This window comes from Peribacillus sp. ACCC06369, from assembly GCF_030348945.1.
GTDB lineage: Bacteria > Bacillota > Bacilli > Bacillales > DSM-1321 > Peribacillus.
On the sequence record NZ_JAUCEN010000002.1, the window covers coordinates 3,870,358 to 3,886,204 of the forward strand.

16 protein-coding genes are annotated in these 15,847 nt (G+C 43.6%); 6 read left to right on the plus strand and 10 right to left on the minus strand.

The genetic code is table 11. The annotated features are described in order from the left end of the window. Window positions 1-115: 115 nt before the first annotated feature. Window positions 116-325, plus strand: a complete 210-nt coding sequence (gene sspI, locus QUF78_RS19655) for a small acid-soluble spore protein SspI (protein WP_214748415.1) — start codon at window positions 116-118, stop codon at window positions 323-325. A gap of 33 nt (window positions 326-358) precedes the next feature. On the opposite strand, the gene QUF78_RS19660 is transcribed toward sspI, so the two are convergent. The 7 genes from QUF78_RS19660 to QUF78_RS19690 all read right to left on the minus strand — a co-directional run bounded on the left by QUF78_RS19660 (window position 359) and on the right by QUF78_RS19690 (window position 8,960). Continuing rightward, window positions 359-751: a general stress protein gene (locus tag QUF78_RS19660; protein WP_289325970.1), complete on the minus strand. Its 393-nt coding sequence runs from the start codon at window positions 749-751 to the stop codon at window positions 359-361. A 354-nt stretch (window positions 752-1,105) separates the two neighbouring features. Further along, window positions 1,106-1,876 carry a YflT domain-containing protein gene (locus QUF78_RS19665; RefSeq protein ID WP_289325971.1) on the minus strand — a complete coding sequence of 257 codons (771 nt, stop codon included), beginning with the start codon at window positions 1,874-1,876 and terminating at the stop codon, window positions 1,106-1,108. A 180-nt stretch (window positions 1,877-2,056) separates the two neighbouring features. Continuing rightward, entirely contained in the window at window positions 2,057-2,986 is a 930-nt protein-coding gene (locus QUF78_RS19670) for a YsnF/AvaK domain-containing protein (protein WP_289325972.1), read from the minus strand. Between the two features lie 244 nt (window positions 2,987-3,230). Next, window positions 3,231-4,556, minus strand: coding sequence for a (Fe-S)-binding protein (locus tag QUF78_RS19675; protein WP_289325973.1), 1,326 nt, complete (start codon window positions 4,554-4,556; stop codon window positions 3,231-3,233). Next, complete coding sequence (gene glcD / locus QUF78_RS19680) at window positions 4,553-5,965, minus strand: glycolate oxidase subunit GlcD (protein ID WP_289325974.1); 1,413 nt, start codon at window positions 5,963-5,965, stop codon at window positions 4,553-4,555. Before glcD ends, QUF78_RS19675 begins: the two co-directional genes overlap by 4 nt. A gap of 117 nt (window positions 5,966-6,082) precedes the next feature. After that, window positions 6,083-7,195 carry a PucR family transcriptional regulator gene (locus QUF78_RS19685; protein ID WP_289325975.1) on the minus strand — a complete coding sequence of 371 codons (1,113 nt, stop codon included), beginning with the start codon at window positions 7,193-7,195 and terminating at the stop codon, window positions 6,083-6,085. 73 nt (window positions 7,196-7,268) lie between these two features. Next, window positions 7,269-8,960 carry an L-lactate permease gene (locus QUF78_RS19690; RefSeq protein ID WP_289325976.1) on the minus strand — a complete coding sequence of 564 codons (1,692 nt, stop codon included), beginning with the start codon at window positions 8,958-8,960 and terminating at the stop codon, window positions 7,269-7,271. Between the two features lie 253 nt (window positions 8,961-9,213). On the opposite strand from QUF78_RS19690, the gene QUF78_RS19695 reads away from it, so the two are divergent. The 4 genes from QUF78_RS19695 to QUF78_RS19710 all read left to right on the plus strand — a co-directional run bounded on the left by QUF78_RS19695 (window position 9,214) and on the right by QUF78_RS19710 (window position 12,993). Then, a complete protein-coding gene (locus QUF78_RS19695; RefSeq protein WP_289325977.1) occupies window positions 9,214-9,945 on the plus strand; it encodes a FadR/GntR family transcriptional regulator in 732 nt (243 codons plus the stop codon). Between the two features lie 180 nt (window positions 9,946-10,125). Beyond that, complete coding sequence (locus QUF78_RS19700) at window positions 10,126-10,842, plus strand: (Fe-S)-binding protein (RefSeq protein ID WP_289325978.1); 717 nt, start codon at window positions 10,126-10,128, stop codon at window positions 10,840-10,842. 22 nt (window positions 10,843-10,864) lie between these two features. Continuing rightward, window positions 10,865-12,295, plus strand: coding sequence for a LutB/LldF family L-lactate oxidation iron-sulfur protein (locus tag QUF78_RS19705; protein WP_289325979.1), 1,431 nt, complete (start codon window positions 10,865-10,867; stop codon window positions 12,293-12,295). Next, window positions 12,289-12,993 carry a LutC/YkgG family protein gene (locus tag QUF78_RS19710; protein ID WP_289327360.1) on the plus strand — a complete coding sequence of 235 codons (705 nt, stop codon included), beginning with the start codon at window positions 12,289-12,291 and terminating at the stop codon, window positions 12,991-12,993. The genes QUF78_RS19705 and QUF78_RS19710 overlap by 7 nt, the downstream gene beginning before the upstream one ends. A 69-nt stretch (window positions 12,994-13,062) precedes the next feature. Here QUF78_RS19710 and QUF78_RS19715 read toward each other — a convergent pair whose 3' ends face one another. Further along, complete coding sequence (locus QUF78_RS19715; protein WP_289325980.1) at window positions 13,063-14,148, minus strand: M42 family metallopeptidase; 1,086 nt, start codon at window positions 14,146-14,148, stop codon at window positions 13,063-13,065. Window positions 14,149-14,219: 71 nt separating this feature from the next. Continuing rightward, entirely contained in the window at window positions 14,220-14,708 is a 489-nt protein-coding gene (locus QUF78_RS19720; RefSeq protein ID WP_289325981.1) for a dUTP diphosphatase, read from the minus strand. A gap of 109 nt (window positions 14,709-14,817) precedes the next feature. Between QUF78_RS19720 and QUF78_RS19725 the strand changes: the two genes are divergently transcribed. Then, window positions 14,818-15,198 (plus strand): sigma-w pathway protein ysdB, encoded by a 381-nt coding sequence (locus tag QUF78_RS19725; RefSeq protein ID WP_289325982.1) that lies wholly within the window; start codon window positions 14,818-14,820, stop codon window positions 15,196-15,198. 53 nt (window positions 15,199-15,251) lie between these two features. On the opposite strand, the gene QUF78_RS19730 is transcribed toward QUF78_RS19725, so the two are convergent. Next, a complete protein-coding gene (locus QUF78_RS19730; protein WP_289315403.1) occupies window positions 15,252-15,821 on the minus strand; it encodes a TVP38/TMEM64 family protein in 570 nt (189 codons plus the stop codon). Window positions 15,822-15,847: the final 26 nt, after the last annotated feature.

Consider the following 15,847-nt stretch of genomic DNA (forward strand, 5'->3'; position numbering starts at 1 on the left):
CGCTCCTTTAACTTAACACTGATTTTCCTATTATAACGCAATTCACATACATATTGCATGCGAGTTTGTGAAATGCTATTAATGTCAGTCATTATGTGTTAGAGGAGGAATAATTGTGAATTTAAACCTACGTAATGCGATCATCCAAAATGTATCTGGAAATTCGCAAGAGCAGCTGGAAGACACGATTGTCGATGCCATACAGAATGGCGAGGAAAAAATGCTTCCTGGATTGGGAGTATTATTCGAGGTCATCTGGCAAAATTCATCTGAACAGGAAAAACAGGAAATGATCACTGCCCTCGAAGAAGGATTAAAAAAATAACAGCCCTCAAAGGCTGTTATTTTTTTGATTAGCTTACTTCTTCATTGGTACCACTTTACCGGCGCCAGCCTTCAATTCTTCGATAGAGACTTCTTCATCGATAAGAAGAATGAATTTCTTAGCGCCCACTTCTTTAAGCATCGCTTTTGTCTCAGCAAAAGAGTAGCCGTATTTCGTGAAAAAGCTGCGTAAATCTCCAGATCCTTCATCAGTGAAGTAGTGGAAAATTTTTAAAAAAAGAGTATCCTCCTTATCCTGATTGGCGATGATCAGGATATCCGTATGTTCATTTCCAAGCTGCACATCATTTTTTATATCAGCTGCTACTGTCATTTGGGAGCCAGTCACGCCTTTTGCTTGTAAATCTTGAATTGCAGCAAGTAGTTCCGGATTAGAGTCAAAAACACCATATACGTTTTTTTCCATGTTTTTCCCCCTCCTTGTTACTTTACTTATAATAAAATTCCTTTGTAATTATACCTTGCGGCTTTATCAATAAACAAGCAAATAGTCTATTGAGAATTCCTGACTAATATACGAGGGAACCCTTTGCCTAAAGGGTTTAAGATGACAATTATCTACAGTTTTTTAAGGGATTGTACAATTCGAACGTTGCCTCTAGGCACTGACTTTCCGCTAGCGGTCCGGGAGCCTACTCGGCGCCTTTGCGCCTGCGGGGTCTCGCATACCCGTTCCAATCAACTTTGTTTGGAAATTTAGATAGAACCCCTTTTGTCTACAAATTGAAATAACAGCCTTGTGCAGGCTGCTATTTCAGTATTATAGATTATCGGTATTAATTCGATTTTTAATGTATTCATCCTTCAAGATGTCCTCTTTCTCTTGCTGCCCAGTATTAGCATTCGGGCTTAAGGTCCGATCCAGTGCTCCTTGAGGATCCAGGGACTTATGATCCCCTGGCTTTTGTTCCTTATACTTTTCGGTGGAGTTCCCCCTGATTTCCCTTTCTTGGGCTCGATTCGTATCCAGCTCTTCCTTATCAAAGATGTTGGCAGAATTTCCGTGAAGTTCTTCGCTTCTTCCTGGCTGTGCTTCCACTTCCCTTGTTTGAAATGCATTCGCAGTTGTTTCAGGAAAAAGGTTCGGGTCCGGATTGTTCACCACCCCTGTTTTAAGCGGATTCTCTGCAGGTAGTTCGTCTGCACCCTGCATGCCGTTGGAAGTTACGCCTTCTCGTTGTGATAAAGTTTCCGATTCATCTAAAAGAATCAGGAATTTTCCAGCTTCCACTTCGTTTATATAAGCGGTGGCTTCACTATCGGCAAGCCCTAAGTCACCTAGTCGGTTCCTTATATCTCCAGAACCCTCGTTCAGGAAAAAGTGTTTCATCTTATCAATGAAGGAATCGTCGTTCGAGTTAGTAACGACGTCTACATCCGGATCCCGCTTTTCATTGACGAAACCCAAATCTTCTTTCTTATCAGCCATTACAGTTATTTCTCCCTCATGGACCCCTTTTTCCTTGAGGGATTGTATAGCCTGGATTACTTCTTTTTCCGTATTAAAAACACCATATAATGTTTTTCCCATGCATCTTCCTCCTATTATTCCGATATTTCTTCTTATCTGTATTTATACCCCGATGGGTGCTAATTAAACAAAAAATGGCCCATTCAAAGGTTCTCCTCCACTAAGTTCAAACCTCTTTATCAAGCTTTAAAATAAAAAGAAGCCTGCAGTTTTAAAAACTGCAGGCCATTTCCATCACTCTTAGAAGCGGTCGCTTCTTCGTTCAGTTGCCTTTTTCTCATTTACGAACGATTCATCTGTACTATCAAGCTTGATATCTTCCTTTTTAAGGGTATCCTGAACTTGTTCCGTTTCTTGTACAGCATGTTTCCTGATGACAATTTCATCTGTGACAACAGGTTTTTTCGAAACTTCCAATTTTTCTTCAACTACTGGGATACGTAGTGTTTCTCCATCTTCAATGCTTCCAGTTTCCAGATTCTCTTCACGTCCTGAAACCGATCTATGCTCGACTGTCACTTCTTCGTGTTCAACAGGAACATTTATCGTTTTATGTTGTTCATTGACTTCTTTATTAATGACCACTTCACCTGTCTGAACTCTTTCTTTGTCAATGTTCAGCTGTTCTTCCCGAAGTGTAAGCGTCCTTTCATCTTCAGGCAATTCACGGCCTTGCCCGTTCACTCCATAAACATCTTCTTTATTCAGTGCATCGTTTTTTTCAGTCCCGTTATAAAGCGGGTTGGCGGAGTTCGTATCCAGCCTTGTACCGGCAGTGTCCATTGTTCCTGTCGTGAATTTATCTCTTGCCGTCCCCAGGTGCCCTTCACCTTCTTCGACCAGAACCAGGACTTTTCCGTTTTCTACATCAAAGACATGTTCAGCCGCTTCACTATTCGAAAGACCAGCATTCGCCAATCTTGTTGAAAGGTCTGCCGTATCTTCCGGCATGAGGAAGCGTGCCACCTTGTCCATGAATGATTCGTCGTTAGGAACATTCGTCATCGTATGAACATCCGTTTCGCGTTGCTGGTTCGTGAAATCCAATGTTTCTTCCTTGTCTGCGACAACCGTAATATCGTCCCCTTCAAAGCCCTTGGCCTTAAGTGCATTGATTGCTTGGATCACTTCTGCATTTGATTCATATACTCCATATACTGTTTTATTCATTTTACATTCCTCCTTAGGTTTTGGTGACTGGTTTAGTGATGCTATATATAAACTCTACCCGCCATACACCTAAGTAAACGAGAAATCAATATTTCATTTATGTTATATCATTACAATTTGTTCTCAACATAGAACAATTTTTCAAATGAAATCCAGGTATTATAACGGTTCCCCCATTTTTAAAAATGTAATGTTTACCCAAATAATCCCATTTCATTATTTTCATCTAATCTTTTTTCTTCTATTATAAACCCACGGCCTCCACTAGCAGGTCCACTATATGCACCGCTTTCGTACATGCCCCCAGGTTTTCCCGCTCGATCCCCAATTGCATTTGTAGCAAACAGCCTGGATTTGCCGTAACAACGATATCGGCCTGTGTCGATTTAGTGTGCTCCATTTTAGTGTCGAGGATATTCATGGACATCTCTGATTCAACAATATTATAAATCCCTGCCGATCCGCAGCACCGATCCGCATCCTTCATTTCCCTGAAGTCGATTCCTTCTATCGATTGAAGGAGAATTCGCGGAGCCATGGAGGTATTCATCACATTCCGTAAGTGACAGGAATCCTGAAAAGTTACTGATTGTGCTGGCAGTTTCAGACGGACTTTTTCCTGAAAACGCAAGTCCACAAGGATCTCGCTTATATCTTTCAACTTATTTTTAAATGCGATTGCCCGGTCGTTCCATTCCGATTCATCTTGGAGCAAATGGTCATAGTCTATGAGAAAAGCTCCGCAACCGCCGGCATTCGTAATAATATAATCCACTTCGTCCGCTTCAAAAGCTTCAATATTACGCCTGGCCAGTTGCTTTGCCCCTTCTTTTTCACCACTGTGTCCATGCAGTGCCCCGCAACAAGCCTGGGATTTCGGAATAACGATTTCACATCCAGCCAGCTGAAGCAGCTTTAGTGTAGCCTTGTTCGTTTCCAAAAACATCGTATCCATCAAGCAGCCGGAAAAGAAAGCCACCTTTTTGAGTGCTGTTCCGATTGCAGGCAGCTCAGTTGGCCTATTTTTCATTTCTGATTTTTTTGGGACCTTCGGCAGCACTTTTTCCATGGTTGCCAAATTATCCGGAAGCATGTTCAGGACTCCCGTTTTACGGGCCACATATTGGAGTCCTGATCTCTGATAGAAGCCTAGCAAACTCGTCATAGCCTGCATTCGCTCCTGATGCGGGAATAATCCACTAAAAACGGCCTTGCGAATCGTTTTTACAGGGAGACTGTGTTTCTTATTCTGATGGATGATATCCCTTGCTTCTTCTAGAAGATGTCCATATTTCACACCTGAAGGACAGACAGGCTCACAAGCCCTGCAGCCGAGACAGAGACTCAAAGAACGTTCAACATCCTCATCGGGCGCAATTACACCATCGGCCACCGCTTTCATAAGTGCAATCCTGCCTCTTGGTGAATGGGATTCCTTCAACCCCGATTCCATGTATGTCGGGCAATGGGGTAAGCAAAAGCCGCAGCGCATACAATTCAACAATTCATCTTCATTCATTTTTTCCGCGAATTGTTGGGCAATGGTTTCCCTTTCCTGAACTGTCGTCATGAAGATACCACCACCCTTTTCCTGCTTTCCTTGGCAAATACTTTACCGGGATTCATGATGTTATTGGGATCGAATGCTTGTTTAATCGCTCTCATGGCGGCAATCCCTTCTTTCTTCAGCTTCCATTCAAGATAAGGGGCCTTCATCGCTCCTACACCATGTTCACCGGTAATCGTCCCGCCAAGGTCGATAGCCACGGCAAAAATGTCGGCAAAGGCGAGCTCCACTCTCTCCATTTCATCTTGGTCACGAGCGTCGGTAATGCACGTTGGATGCAGATTCCCATCACCCGCATGACCGAAAGTGCAAATGTCCACGTTATGCTTGCTTGCGATCTCATTAATCGCCCTAACCATTTTGGCAATTTCCGACCGGGGAACGGTGGCATCTTCCAAAATGGTCGTCGGCTTGAGGCGTGCCAGTGCGGAAAGGGCTGTCCGTCTTGCCGTTTTCAAGGCAATTGCGTCAGATTCCGTTTCGGCAATTTCCACAGAAACCGCCTTTTCTTCTAGGCAGATATCGGCCATCCTTTTCATATCACGTTCCACCACTTCCGGCGGACCATCCTGTTCAATCAGCAGGACCGCCTCCACATTGGTGGGCAAACCGATTTTCGCGAAGTCCTCAACCACGATCAACGTCGGCCGATCCAGAAATTCCAGTGTGACGGGAATGATTTTATTTGAAATGATCTTGGCCACTGACTGGGCCGCAGCATCCAGATCTTGATATAGGGCTAGCATCGTCTTTGTCGTTTCCGGGATTGGAATCAGCTTTAAGATCGCTTCCGTAACAATGCCCAGCGTCCCCTCTGAACCGACAAAAAGCTTCGTTAAATCATATCCGGCTACATCTTTGGCAAGCTTGCCCCCTGTTCGGATGATGTCCCCATTCGGAAGGACCACTTCAAGCCCGATGACATAATCACGGGTGACTCCGTACTTTAACCCACGCAGTCCACCTGAGTTTTCATTAATGTTGCCGCCAATCGTGGAGATTTTCATCGAACTTGGATCGGGCGGATAAAACAAGCCCTTTCCTTCAACTGCTGAAATCAAGTCCAATGTGATGAGCCCAGGTTGTACGGTCGCCGTTAAATTTTCCTCATCTATTTCGAGTAATGAATTCATTCGATTGAATAAAAGGACAAGCCCCCCCTCTGTCGGGCAGGTGCCTCCGCACAAATTCGTCCCCGACCCCCGTGGAACGATCGGAACATGGTATTCATTGCAAACTTTTACGATGGCTGCGACTTCAGCTGTGCAGCCCGGTTTAATGACTGCATCCGGCATCGCTTGAAACCCTGGCGTGGCATCATATGAATAGACAAGACATTCAACTTTCGAGTCATCGTAATTCTCCTGACCAACGATGGTAAGAAGTATTTGCTTAACCTGCTTTGTTAACATGTATATCCTCCTCATATAAACAAATGGAATTCGATATTTTTTATATGATTTAAGTATAAGAAAATAACATTCAACCTTCTATGTATGAACATATAGAATTTACAGCTTTCCATGGAATTAATTTGTATGTTTATCCAATACTCTTAGTGCTAGATACATAGTGACCAAATCGGCTAGCTTCCTAGGATTCAACTGGGTCATTTCTTCTATGCGCTTGAGCCTGTAATGGAGGGTATTGATATGGATATGCAGGGCTGCAGCGGTTTCCTTCAAAGATAGATCACTTGCAAAATACATGGAAAGGGTTTTAAGCAGCTCCTCATTAGGAAGCAAATCCTGAATAGTCCGGGATAAATAATCATGTCTTGTTTCAGGGGTAACTTCATCAAGCAGGACCTCAAGCTTCAAGTCCTCGTCAAATATTATTTCCGATGAAGGTAACGCGATTTTCAAGGAACGTTCCGCTTTAAAAAATGCTTGCCTGAATGCGGATCCCGGTGCACGCGAACTAACCCCTGCGCTCACTTTAAAACCTGAACTCTCTTCCAGATTTCTTATCAGTTTGCTTAATTTCTTTAGTTGTTGGATTTTTGAACCGATAAAATCGGCTATCGAAAGAATGACGAATTGGTTCCTCCCCCAACGGACCACGATGTCCTTGGGATGCTGCTGTTTTATGTACATCTGAAGCGTTCTCCACACATGAGGTTCGATGATTTTTTCAGTCTTAAATTCACCAAGGGTTATGATCCGGTCTGCATGAACATCGACCCCAAGCAACTTAGCCTTCTGAAGGAATGGTTCATTGAACATCTGCAGCTGATGCCATTCAAATACAAAGAATTCCATCAGACGTGATTGGGATTCTGCTTGTTCGATATGATAGCTTTCCTGAATGAACATCTCCGTCATCTTTTTTAAAAGTTCTGCATAGGGGGAAACATGTTTGGGGTCTCCCGTGATTCCAATTACACAAACGGCTTCCTGATTAAAGAAAATAGGTAGATTTATTCCTGCCTTCACCCCTTTCCAACTTCGTTCATCCTGTTTGTTGATGATCAATTTCTCACGATTGTTGAAAGCGTGGATGGCTCCTTCATGATAAGATCCGATACGGCTGCCATCGGTGCTTGCGATAATCGTGCCAGCATGATCAATAATGATGATTTCCTCATCAATCAGTTTTCGAACCTCATGAACCAATTTTTCTGCCACAGCTGCCAATTGCATTATATGTCCTCCTTTATTGAATGGGCTTGGAAAATACTTCGAGGCTCCCTTTCGAAAGGGAGCCTCTTTCTACTTATGGAATCATCCAGGAAAGGACGCCATTTTGCAAGAAGGTAATCACGCAAACAAGCAGCAGCAAGAATAAACTATGTTTGAGCGTGAACCTCAATAATTCTGATTCCCTGCCGGCCAATCCAACGGCGGCACAAGCAATCGCTATCGATTGTGGTGAAATCATCTTTCCGGTGACCCCTCCGGATGAGTTCGCCGCAAGCGCCAGGACCGGCTCCATCCCCACTTTAAGTGCGGTAACTTTCTGAAGACTGCCAAATAAGAGGTTGGCTGATGTATCCGACCCGGTAATGAACACACCCAGCCAGCCGAGAACCGGTGCGAAGAACGGAAATAAATCCCCCGATTTTGCAAGGGTCATCCCTAATGTTGTCGACATGCCTGAAGCATTCGTTATGTAGGCAAAAGCCACCACGGATGAAATCATCAAGATTGGTTTTGCCAACTCATTCATCGCTTCCGCAAAGGTGCTAAAAAAGTCTTTTGCAGACATATGTGCGATGAACTTCGTAACGATGGCTGCCAGCAAAATGGCAGTTCCGGCTGCTCCAAGCAGTTCTATTTTATAGAAAGCCGCAATCGGCAATCCGTTGCTTCCGATTATCTCATTATGCAAACCTGGAACTTCGATTTGGAAGGTTAATAGTTTCCCAATTTCATTGATTCCGCCAAGCAACACATTGTTGCCTTCATAATGTCCGGAGAGCGCAGGCTTAATTGGGTTCATCCCCCATATTGAGATGAAAAGCGTTAACAGAAGGAATGGTGACCAAGCATGGAAAACCTGCCATTTCGTGTACGTTGTTTCCGCTTCGGCTGTTTCATCCAAAGGTTCGACAGCTGCTGCCGTTTCCTCGGATGCAAAGCGAAAGATCGTTTTAGGTTTCCAGAATTTAAGGAAGATCGCCAATGCAAATAGTGACACTAACGCAGAAAGGATGTCCGGTAATTCAGGCCCAAGGAAATTTGAGCTTAAGTACTGGGTGATGGCAAAGGAAAATCCGGAAACCAAAATTGCCGGCAAGACTTCGAGCGACCTTTTCCACCCAGTCATTATCAAAATGAGATATAGCGGAATGAAAGCCGAAAGGAATGGCAATTGACGGCCGACCATTTTTGAAATCTCCATGGCGGCAATGCCAGTTGGGCCTTCCATGGCGATGATCGGTATGCCAACCGCCCCGAATGCTACCGGTGCGGTGTTCGCGATCAAACAAATCCCGGCAGCATATAGCGGGTTAAAACCGAGACCAACCAAAAGCGCGGCTGAAATGGCGACCGGTGCTCCAAATCCCGCGGCACCTTCTAAAAAGGCCCCGAAAGAAAATGCCACCAATAACGCCTGAAGGCGGCGGTCTTCGGTAAGCGAAAGCACAGAAGAGCGAATAATATTGAATTGCCCGCTTTTAACAGTCATTTTGTACAAAAATACTGAAGTGATGATTATCCATCCGATTGGGAGCAGCCCATATACCGCTCCTTGTGAAGCAGACATCACCGCTTTTCCTGCCGGCATTCCATATAACAATACGGCCACTGCAATAGCTACAAGCAACGTGGTTATACCAGCAATGTACCCTTTCATCCGTTTGATGGTAAGTGCCCAGAAAAAGTAAAGAATTGGGATGAGTGCGACAAGAGATGATAAAACTAAATTATCGGTGATTGGCGTAAAGTTTTGTGTCCATGTCATTCATTTCGACTCCATTTTCTATAAATTTTTTTAAAATTTCAGAAATCTACCATTAACTGAAAACCCTTACATATCCAAATATTCAAAGTCATCAGATGACTTGATGAGTATTCATTAAAATTAAATGATTAAAAATATAAAATCAAGATTTTTTTTTATTTTTTGTTGATTTTTAACCTTCTGGAAGTGTGAAAGATCATTTGTGTTATATAATATTAACCAGAGAAACTCATAGAAAATAGAGGTGCTACCCTTGGTATATAAAAAAATAAAGCCGAAAAAAATTTATGAAGAAGTCAGCGATGAACTTTATGAAATGATTCGGTCAGGTATCCTGAAACCAGGTGAACAATTGGATTCCATTCAGCAGCTTGCGGAAAATTTCCAAGTTGGGCGCCCGGCCATCCGTGAGGCATTAAGTGCATTAAGTTCAATGGGCCTCATTGAAATAAAACAAGGGGAAGGAACATTCGTTAAAACCTTCGACCCTACTATCATGAACCATCCCTTGTCCGCTGCCCTTTTGATGGATCAAGACAATATCCAGCATTTGCTGGAAGTTCGGAAAATCCTTGAGTCCGGCACGGCAGAGGTGGCAGCGAAGAAAAGATCGGAAGAAGACCTTATCGAACTCAAAGAAAGGCTTTCTGATATTGAGAAGGTATCCTTCGATGAAGAACTTAGTGATAAAGCGGATATCGCCTTCCATGTCGCAGTGGCAAATGCTTCCCAAAATGAGCTGCTGATAACATTGATGAACCACGTTTCAGAGTTAATGACGGAAAAGATGCGTGATATCCGTCGGATTGCGCTTTATTCCGAAGAGATGACACTTAAGCAGCTTTACCAGCAGCATGCCCGGATATATGATGCAATCGTGGCACAAGATGAAGCTGGAGCCCGCAATGCCATGCTGTTTCACCTTCAAAGCGTCGAGGAATCACTGAACCGGGTCATCCAAAAGAATCAGCAAAAGAATCGTTGATCTTCCTTTAAATTTGAAAAATACCCTATACAAACAAAGATAAAATTGATATATTATTTTGAAAACGATTACTTCATTTAAAAATCTTGGAAATTGGTATATTCTCTTAACCATTTCCTTTTTCTATTTTTTAGTCATCAGATGACCTGTTAACCTATTTTGTTAAAGGAGGAGTTCAGATTGAAAGTTACTCTCTTTGCAACCTGTTTGGTTGATTTGTTTCAATCCAATGTCGGCAAGGCGACAGTGGAGCTGCTCGAGAGATTAGGCTGTGAGATTGATTTCCCGGAATCCCAGATATGCTGCGGACAGCCGGCATATAATAGCGGGTATACGAAGGATTCGAAGGAAGCTATGAAAAAGATGATTAAAACGTTCGCGGATGCTGAATACATCGTAACCCCTTCCGGTTCCTGTGCAGCGATGTTCAAAGAATATCCGGTCCTTTTCAAAGGCGATGCCGAATGGGAAAAGAAAGCAGCTTCATTAGCGGCTAAAACATATGAATTGACCCAATTCATCGTGGATGTCTTAAAAGTAACCGACGTCGGGGCTACCCTTAAGGGAAAGGCAACTTATCATACTTCATGCCATATGACACGGCTACTTAAGGTGAAGGAAGCACCTGCCATTTTGTTAAGCCATGTTAAGGGTCTGGAAATGACACCTCTTCCCGATGCTCAGAATTGCTGCGGGTTCGGGGGAACATTTTCGGTTAAGATGGGGGACATTTCCGGGCAAATGGTGGAGGAGAAAGTCTGCAATATTGAAGCGACCGGGGCCGATTTTTTAATTGGTGGGGATGCAGGATGTTTGATGAATATCGGCGGACGGATCCAAAGGAAGGGGCAACCGGTGAAAGTGCTCCATATTGCGGAAGTCCTGAATAGTATTTAAAGAAAGTGAGGAGGGAAAAACGATGGCTATGAAAACCAGCTCTGCCAAGTTTAAAGACCGGGTGGATGAAGGAATACATAATGATTTTATGCGATTGGCAGTATCGAGTGCCCAGGAACGATTACACGGACGGCTGCTGACGGCCGTTGATGAATTGGGAAACTGGGAGGATTGGCGTTCCCTAGGTGAAGAGATCCGGCAGCATGTGCTCAGTAACCTTGATTTCTATTTGCATCAGCTTGCAGAAAATGTTTCGAAAAGGGGCGGTCATGTCTTCTTCGCTGAAACGGCTGAAGAAGCAAGCGGATACATCAAGGATGTCATTGTAAAGAAGAACGCCAAAAAAGTCGTGAAATCCAAATCGATGGTCACAGAAGAGATCAATTTAAACGCAACTCTTGAAGCGGTTGGCCTCGATGTCGTCGAAACGGACCTTGGTGAATACATTTTACAAGTGGATGATCATGATCCCCCTTCCCATATCGTCGCACCTGCTCTCCATAAAAATAAAGAACAGATAAGGGATGTTTTTAAAGAGAAGCTCGCCTATACGCAAACCGAAAAACCGGAAGAGCTTACTGCCCATGTCCGGGGCATTCTGCGGAAAGATTTCTTAAGCGCCGATGTGGGCATAACCGGCTGTAATTTTGCAATTGCAGAAACGGGCTCGATCGGTTTGGTGACGAATGAAGGAAACGCCGATTTGGTCACTGCCCTCCCGAAAACGCAAATCACCGTGATGGGAATGGAACGGCTTGTGCCTACATTCGATGAATTCGAAGTCCTTGTCAGCTTATTGACAAGAAGCGCTGTCGGCCAAAGATTGACCAGTTACATCACCGCACTTACCGGCCCGCGTGATGAAGGCGATGCAGACGGACCCGAGGAATTTCACCTTGTGATTGTAGATAATGGACGTTCCTCCATTTTGGGAACTGAGTTTCAATCCGTTCTTCAATGCATTCGCTGTGCTGCCTGTATAAATGTATGCCCGGTCTATCGCCAGGTTGGCGGCCATTCATATGGTTCAATATATCCTGGACCAATCGGTGCTGTGCTTTCACCCTTGCTCGGAGGGTATGATGATTTCAAGGAGCTTCCATATGCTTCAACTCTTTGTGCAGCATGTACAGATGCCTGTCCGGTAAAGATTCCTCTTCACGAATTACTGAGGAAGCATCGTGAAGTCATCGTTGAAAAGGAAAAAATGGCTCCATTTTCAGAAAAGATGGCCATGAAAGCCTTCGGAATCGGTGCGGCATCGCCTATGCTTTATAAGTTCGGTTCCAAAATGGTCCCATCAGCGATGTCTCCTTTTAAAACGGGGGATTTCATCTCAAAAGGACCTGGGCCACTCAAAACTTGGACAGAAAGCCGCGAGTTCCCTGCTCCGGGAAAAGAAAGCTTTCGGGACTGGTTCAAAAATCGGGAAAAAGGAGGGAAACCATCATGAATGGAACCATCCACAATGAAGGGACGTTTTTAAACAATATTGCCAAAAACCTGGGAAGGGCTCCTATTAAGGAAGGCATTTCCGTTCCGGTATGGAAGCATGCCCCCCAAAAAGAAGTTTTGAAACATGCGACACCAAATGAGCTTGTCGAGGAATTGGAGGAGCAGTGCAAAAGGGTACATACTCAGTTTCACCTTACCGACTCCAAGCAAGTGATGCAGTGTTTAAAACAGGTGATCGAGGAACTTGGAAACGGACCCTTGATCATCCCTAAGGACGATCGATTTTCTGCCTATCAGTTAGATGATATCCTAAAGGATAAAGATGTCCATGTTTGGGATCACCAAGCAGGGAAAGAAAATGTCAAGAAAGCCGAGAGTGCCAACATCGGAATCACATTCAGTGAAATGACATTGGCAGAATCAGCGACCGTCGTCTTGTTCAGCGACAAGGACCACGGCCGTTCCATCAGCTTCCTTCCTTCCTGCCATGTTTCCATCATTCCAAAAAGCACCATTGTTCCGCGAATGACCCAGGCTGCTGCGGCCATTCGTTCAAAAGTTACCCGTGGCGAAGTCGTTCCTTCCTGCATTAATTTCATAACAGGACCGAGCAATTCCGCGGATATTGAAATGGACCTTGTCGTCGGCGTCCATGGGCCCATCAGAGCTGTCTATATAATCGTAGAAGATAAATAAAATAGAAATAAAGAAAAGAAAAAATGGAGAGGCCCTAATTAGGCCTCTCCATTTTTAACTTTCACTATATCACTCGTAAATGATCCGATCAACCGCTTCACGGTCGAGGCGTTTGATCACTTCGACAATGAGCTTAACAGCATTCTCATAATCGTCCCGGTGAAGCATTGCTGCATGTGAATGAATGTAGCGGGTTGCAATCGTGATCGCCAGGGCAGGTACTCCATTTGCCGTTAAATGGATGGAGCCTGCATCCGTCCCACCACCTGGAATCGATTCATATTGATAAGGAATTTCCATTTCATCAGCCGTGTCGGTAACGAAATCGCGTAATCCCTTATGTGCTACCATCGACGAATCATATATGACTATTTGCGGACCTTCCCCCATCTTACTCATCGCTTCTTTATCGGATACCCCCGGTGTATCACCAGCTATGCCGACATCGACGGCAAAACCGATATCCGGCTGAATTTTGAATGTGGATGTTTTAGAGCCACGGAGGCCGACCTCTTCCTGCACCGCGCCAATTCCATAAACTACATTAGGATGGTCGCTATCTTTCAGCTGTTTAAGCACATCAATGGCGATTGCACAGCCAATTCGATTGTCCCAGGCTTTGGCCAGCAGCATCTTTTCATTATTCATGACCGTGAATTCGAAATATGGCACGACCATATCCCCTGGCTTGACGCCCCATTTCTTAACCTCTTCTTTGCTTGCTGCACCAATATCAATAAACATATCCTTAATATCAATCGGCTTTTTCCTCGCTTCCGCTGACAGGATATGCGGAGGCTTGGAACCGATAATGCCAGTTACATCACCTTTACTTGTAACGATCGTCACACGTTGGGCCAGCATGACCTGTGACCACCAGCCCCCTACCGGCTGAAAACGCAAAAATCCTTTATCATCAATTTGGGTAATCATGAAACCGACTTCGTCCATATGCCCAGTAACGACAATTTTCGGTCCGTTTTCATCACCCGTTTTCTTGGCAATCAAACTTCCCAGGCCATCTGTCGATATTTCATCGGCAAATGGTGCTATGTATTCGGTCATCACTTTTCTTACTTCACTTTCATTTCCTGCAATGCCTTTAGCATCCGTTAAGTCCCGCAGCATTCTTAACGTTTCGTCTAATTGAGCCATTCTTTTACCTCCCTATTACTTACATTACAAGAATAATTATACAGAAAATCGATTGCATAAACAATCAACAATCAGTAGCCTTGCTTTTGCCGTTGGTAGTTTACTTCATTTTTGCTTACATATGCTTTTTCGACATCCACTGTTGAAAATCCAAGCAACTCCCCTAAATGTAAATACTCAGCAAAAACCTTTTGGAAAGATGACTCTGTCAATTGCGTGCGAAATTCACTGATGTAGCCGTAAATAGCAGTAAATTGAGCCGTCAAATCCTCCTGAGGCATCTTGAGGGCGGATGGAACTTCAGGTTCAAATCCCAGTTCGATCCCGAGTGACAAAATGAAATGAATCCCATCCACGTATTCAGCCAAAATCGTTTCTTTATCAGAGGGGCCTTTGAGACTCCAAAATTTAAAACATCTCGTTTCATTAGCCAACTCCCCAAGCTCCACCAATAGAGCAAGTATCTTCCGTTCGACCAAGTCTTCAGCACCCAAATCATGTTTTGATTGTATATGCTCATCTAACGCTGCCTGCATGTCCATTAATTTACCTATGTTCATTTTCATCACTACTTTCTATCGTCTTCCTTTAAATTATATCAAATAAATGAAACTTATTAAAAACCCATACGTAAATGAAGGGAATCACTCTGTTTAGGGAGGTAGCTCCATGGTATTGATCATGCGGTTCATTCTTTTGGCTCTTATCATCTTCTTAATATATACAGTCATCAAATACGTATTTAACCCGAAAAGAAAATTAGAGCTGGCACATGAACAGAAAAAGTTCTTTCTGCTCGACGATACAGCCAATATACGAAAGAATTTTTTATTGACGTACAACGGGGTGATGTTTGAAGGGGAAAAGTATTTAGGGACGACGGAGCGCTCCTTCGAGGTCATATCCATCTTCATATGGCCTAAAAAAGTTGCGGGCTTGAAAGGCTTGAAGCGAAATGACTTTTTAAAAATCGAGGAAGCGATAAAAAAACAATATCCGGATGCCGTCATTGATTGGAAAAGCCCGGTTAAGGAATTTTTGCAAAAATGAAAAATATCACGCACAACAAAGAGCCTTGAGAAAAATGAACTCAAGGCTCTATATTAATCATGGGAACGGAAAAATTCCTTCCAGGGAACGACCGTCTGCTTCTCTCTCAATAAATATAGCAATAAGGTTAATGATAATAAAATAATGACAATCAGTGTTGGACTGAAATCGGCAATATAGTGGCCAAAAACCGTGTATACGAAAGCTACAGGGATATTAGTCATGAAAGATAGATAAAAGTAATTTTTCAACCCTTTATTGGATTCCAATAAGCAAAGCGATAATAAATAAAAATGTATGAATGGTATTAATCTCAGCACTGCAATTTGACGGCTGTTTAGCTTTCGGTTTCCAAACAACTTATTCTTAAGCCGCAGCAGCCTTTCCTTTGTTTTCGGAAATTTGCCTATCACGAAATAAAAGGCCATACTGGACAACGTCAAACCGATTACCGAATAGATGGTCCCAAAAGCGGCCCCGAATAATACTCCGCCAGACATGCAAACCACAATGACGGGAATGAATAAAAATTGCCTTAATAAATGAAAAGTGATAAAGATAAGTGGTGCAAACACGCTTCCGGATTGAATGTAGCTCATCACAAGTGTCAGTTTATCATTCATACTCTCCCTCCAGCTACTCTTTGCTG

Coding starts and splice junctions, on each gene's coding strand:
- QUF78_RS19660 (WP_289325970.1), bottom strand. CDS start 751: ATGGAAAAAAACGTATATGGTGTTTTTGACTCTAATCCGGAACTACTT.
- QUF78_RS19665 (WP_289325971.1), bottom strand. CDS start 1,876: ATGGGAAAAACATTATATGGTGTTTTTAATACGGAAAAAGAAGTAATC.
- QUF78_RS19670 (WP_289325972.1), bottom strand. CDS start 2,986: ATGAATAAAACAGTATATGGAGTATATGAATCAAATGCAGAAGTGATC.
- QUF78_RS19675 (WP_289325973.1), bottom strand. CDS start 4,556: ATGACGACAGTTCAGGAAAGGGAAACCATTGCCCAACAATTCGCGGAA.
- glcD (WP_289325974.1), bottom strand. CDS start 5,965: ATGTTAACAAAGCAGGTTAAGCAAATACTTCTTACCATCGTTGGTCAG.
- QUF78_RS19685 (WP_289325975.1), bottom strand. CDS start 7,195: ATGCAATTGGCAGCTGTGGCAGAAAAATTGGTTCATGAGGTTCGAAAA.
- QUF78_RS19690 (WP_289325976.1), bottom strand. CDS start 8,960: ATGACATGGACACAAAACTTTACGCCAATCACCGATAATTTAGTTTTA.
- QUF78_RS19705 (WP_289325979.1), top strand. CDS start 10,865: ATGGCTATGAAAACCAGCTCTGCCAAGTTTAAAGACCGGGTGGATGAA.
- QUF78_RS19715 (WP_289325980.1), bottom strand. CDS start 14,148: ATGGCTCAATTAGACGAAACGTTAAGAATGCTGCGGGACTTAACGGAT.
- QUF78_RS19720 (WP_289325981.1), bottom strand. CDS start 14,708: ATGAACATAGGTAAATTAATGGACATGCAGGCAGCGTTAGATGAGCAT.
- QUF78_RS19725 (WP_289325982.1), top strand. CDS start 14,818: ATGGTATTGATCATGCGGTTCATTCTTTTGGCTCTTATCATCTTCTTA.
- QUF78_RS19730 (WP_289315403.1), bottom strand. CDS start 15,821: ATGAATGATAAACTGACACTTGTGATGAGCTACATTCAATCCGGAAGC.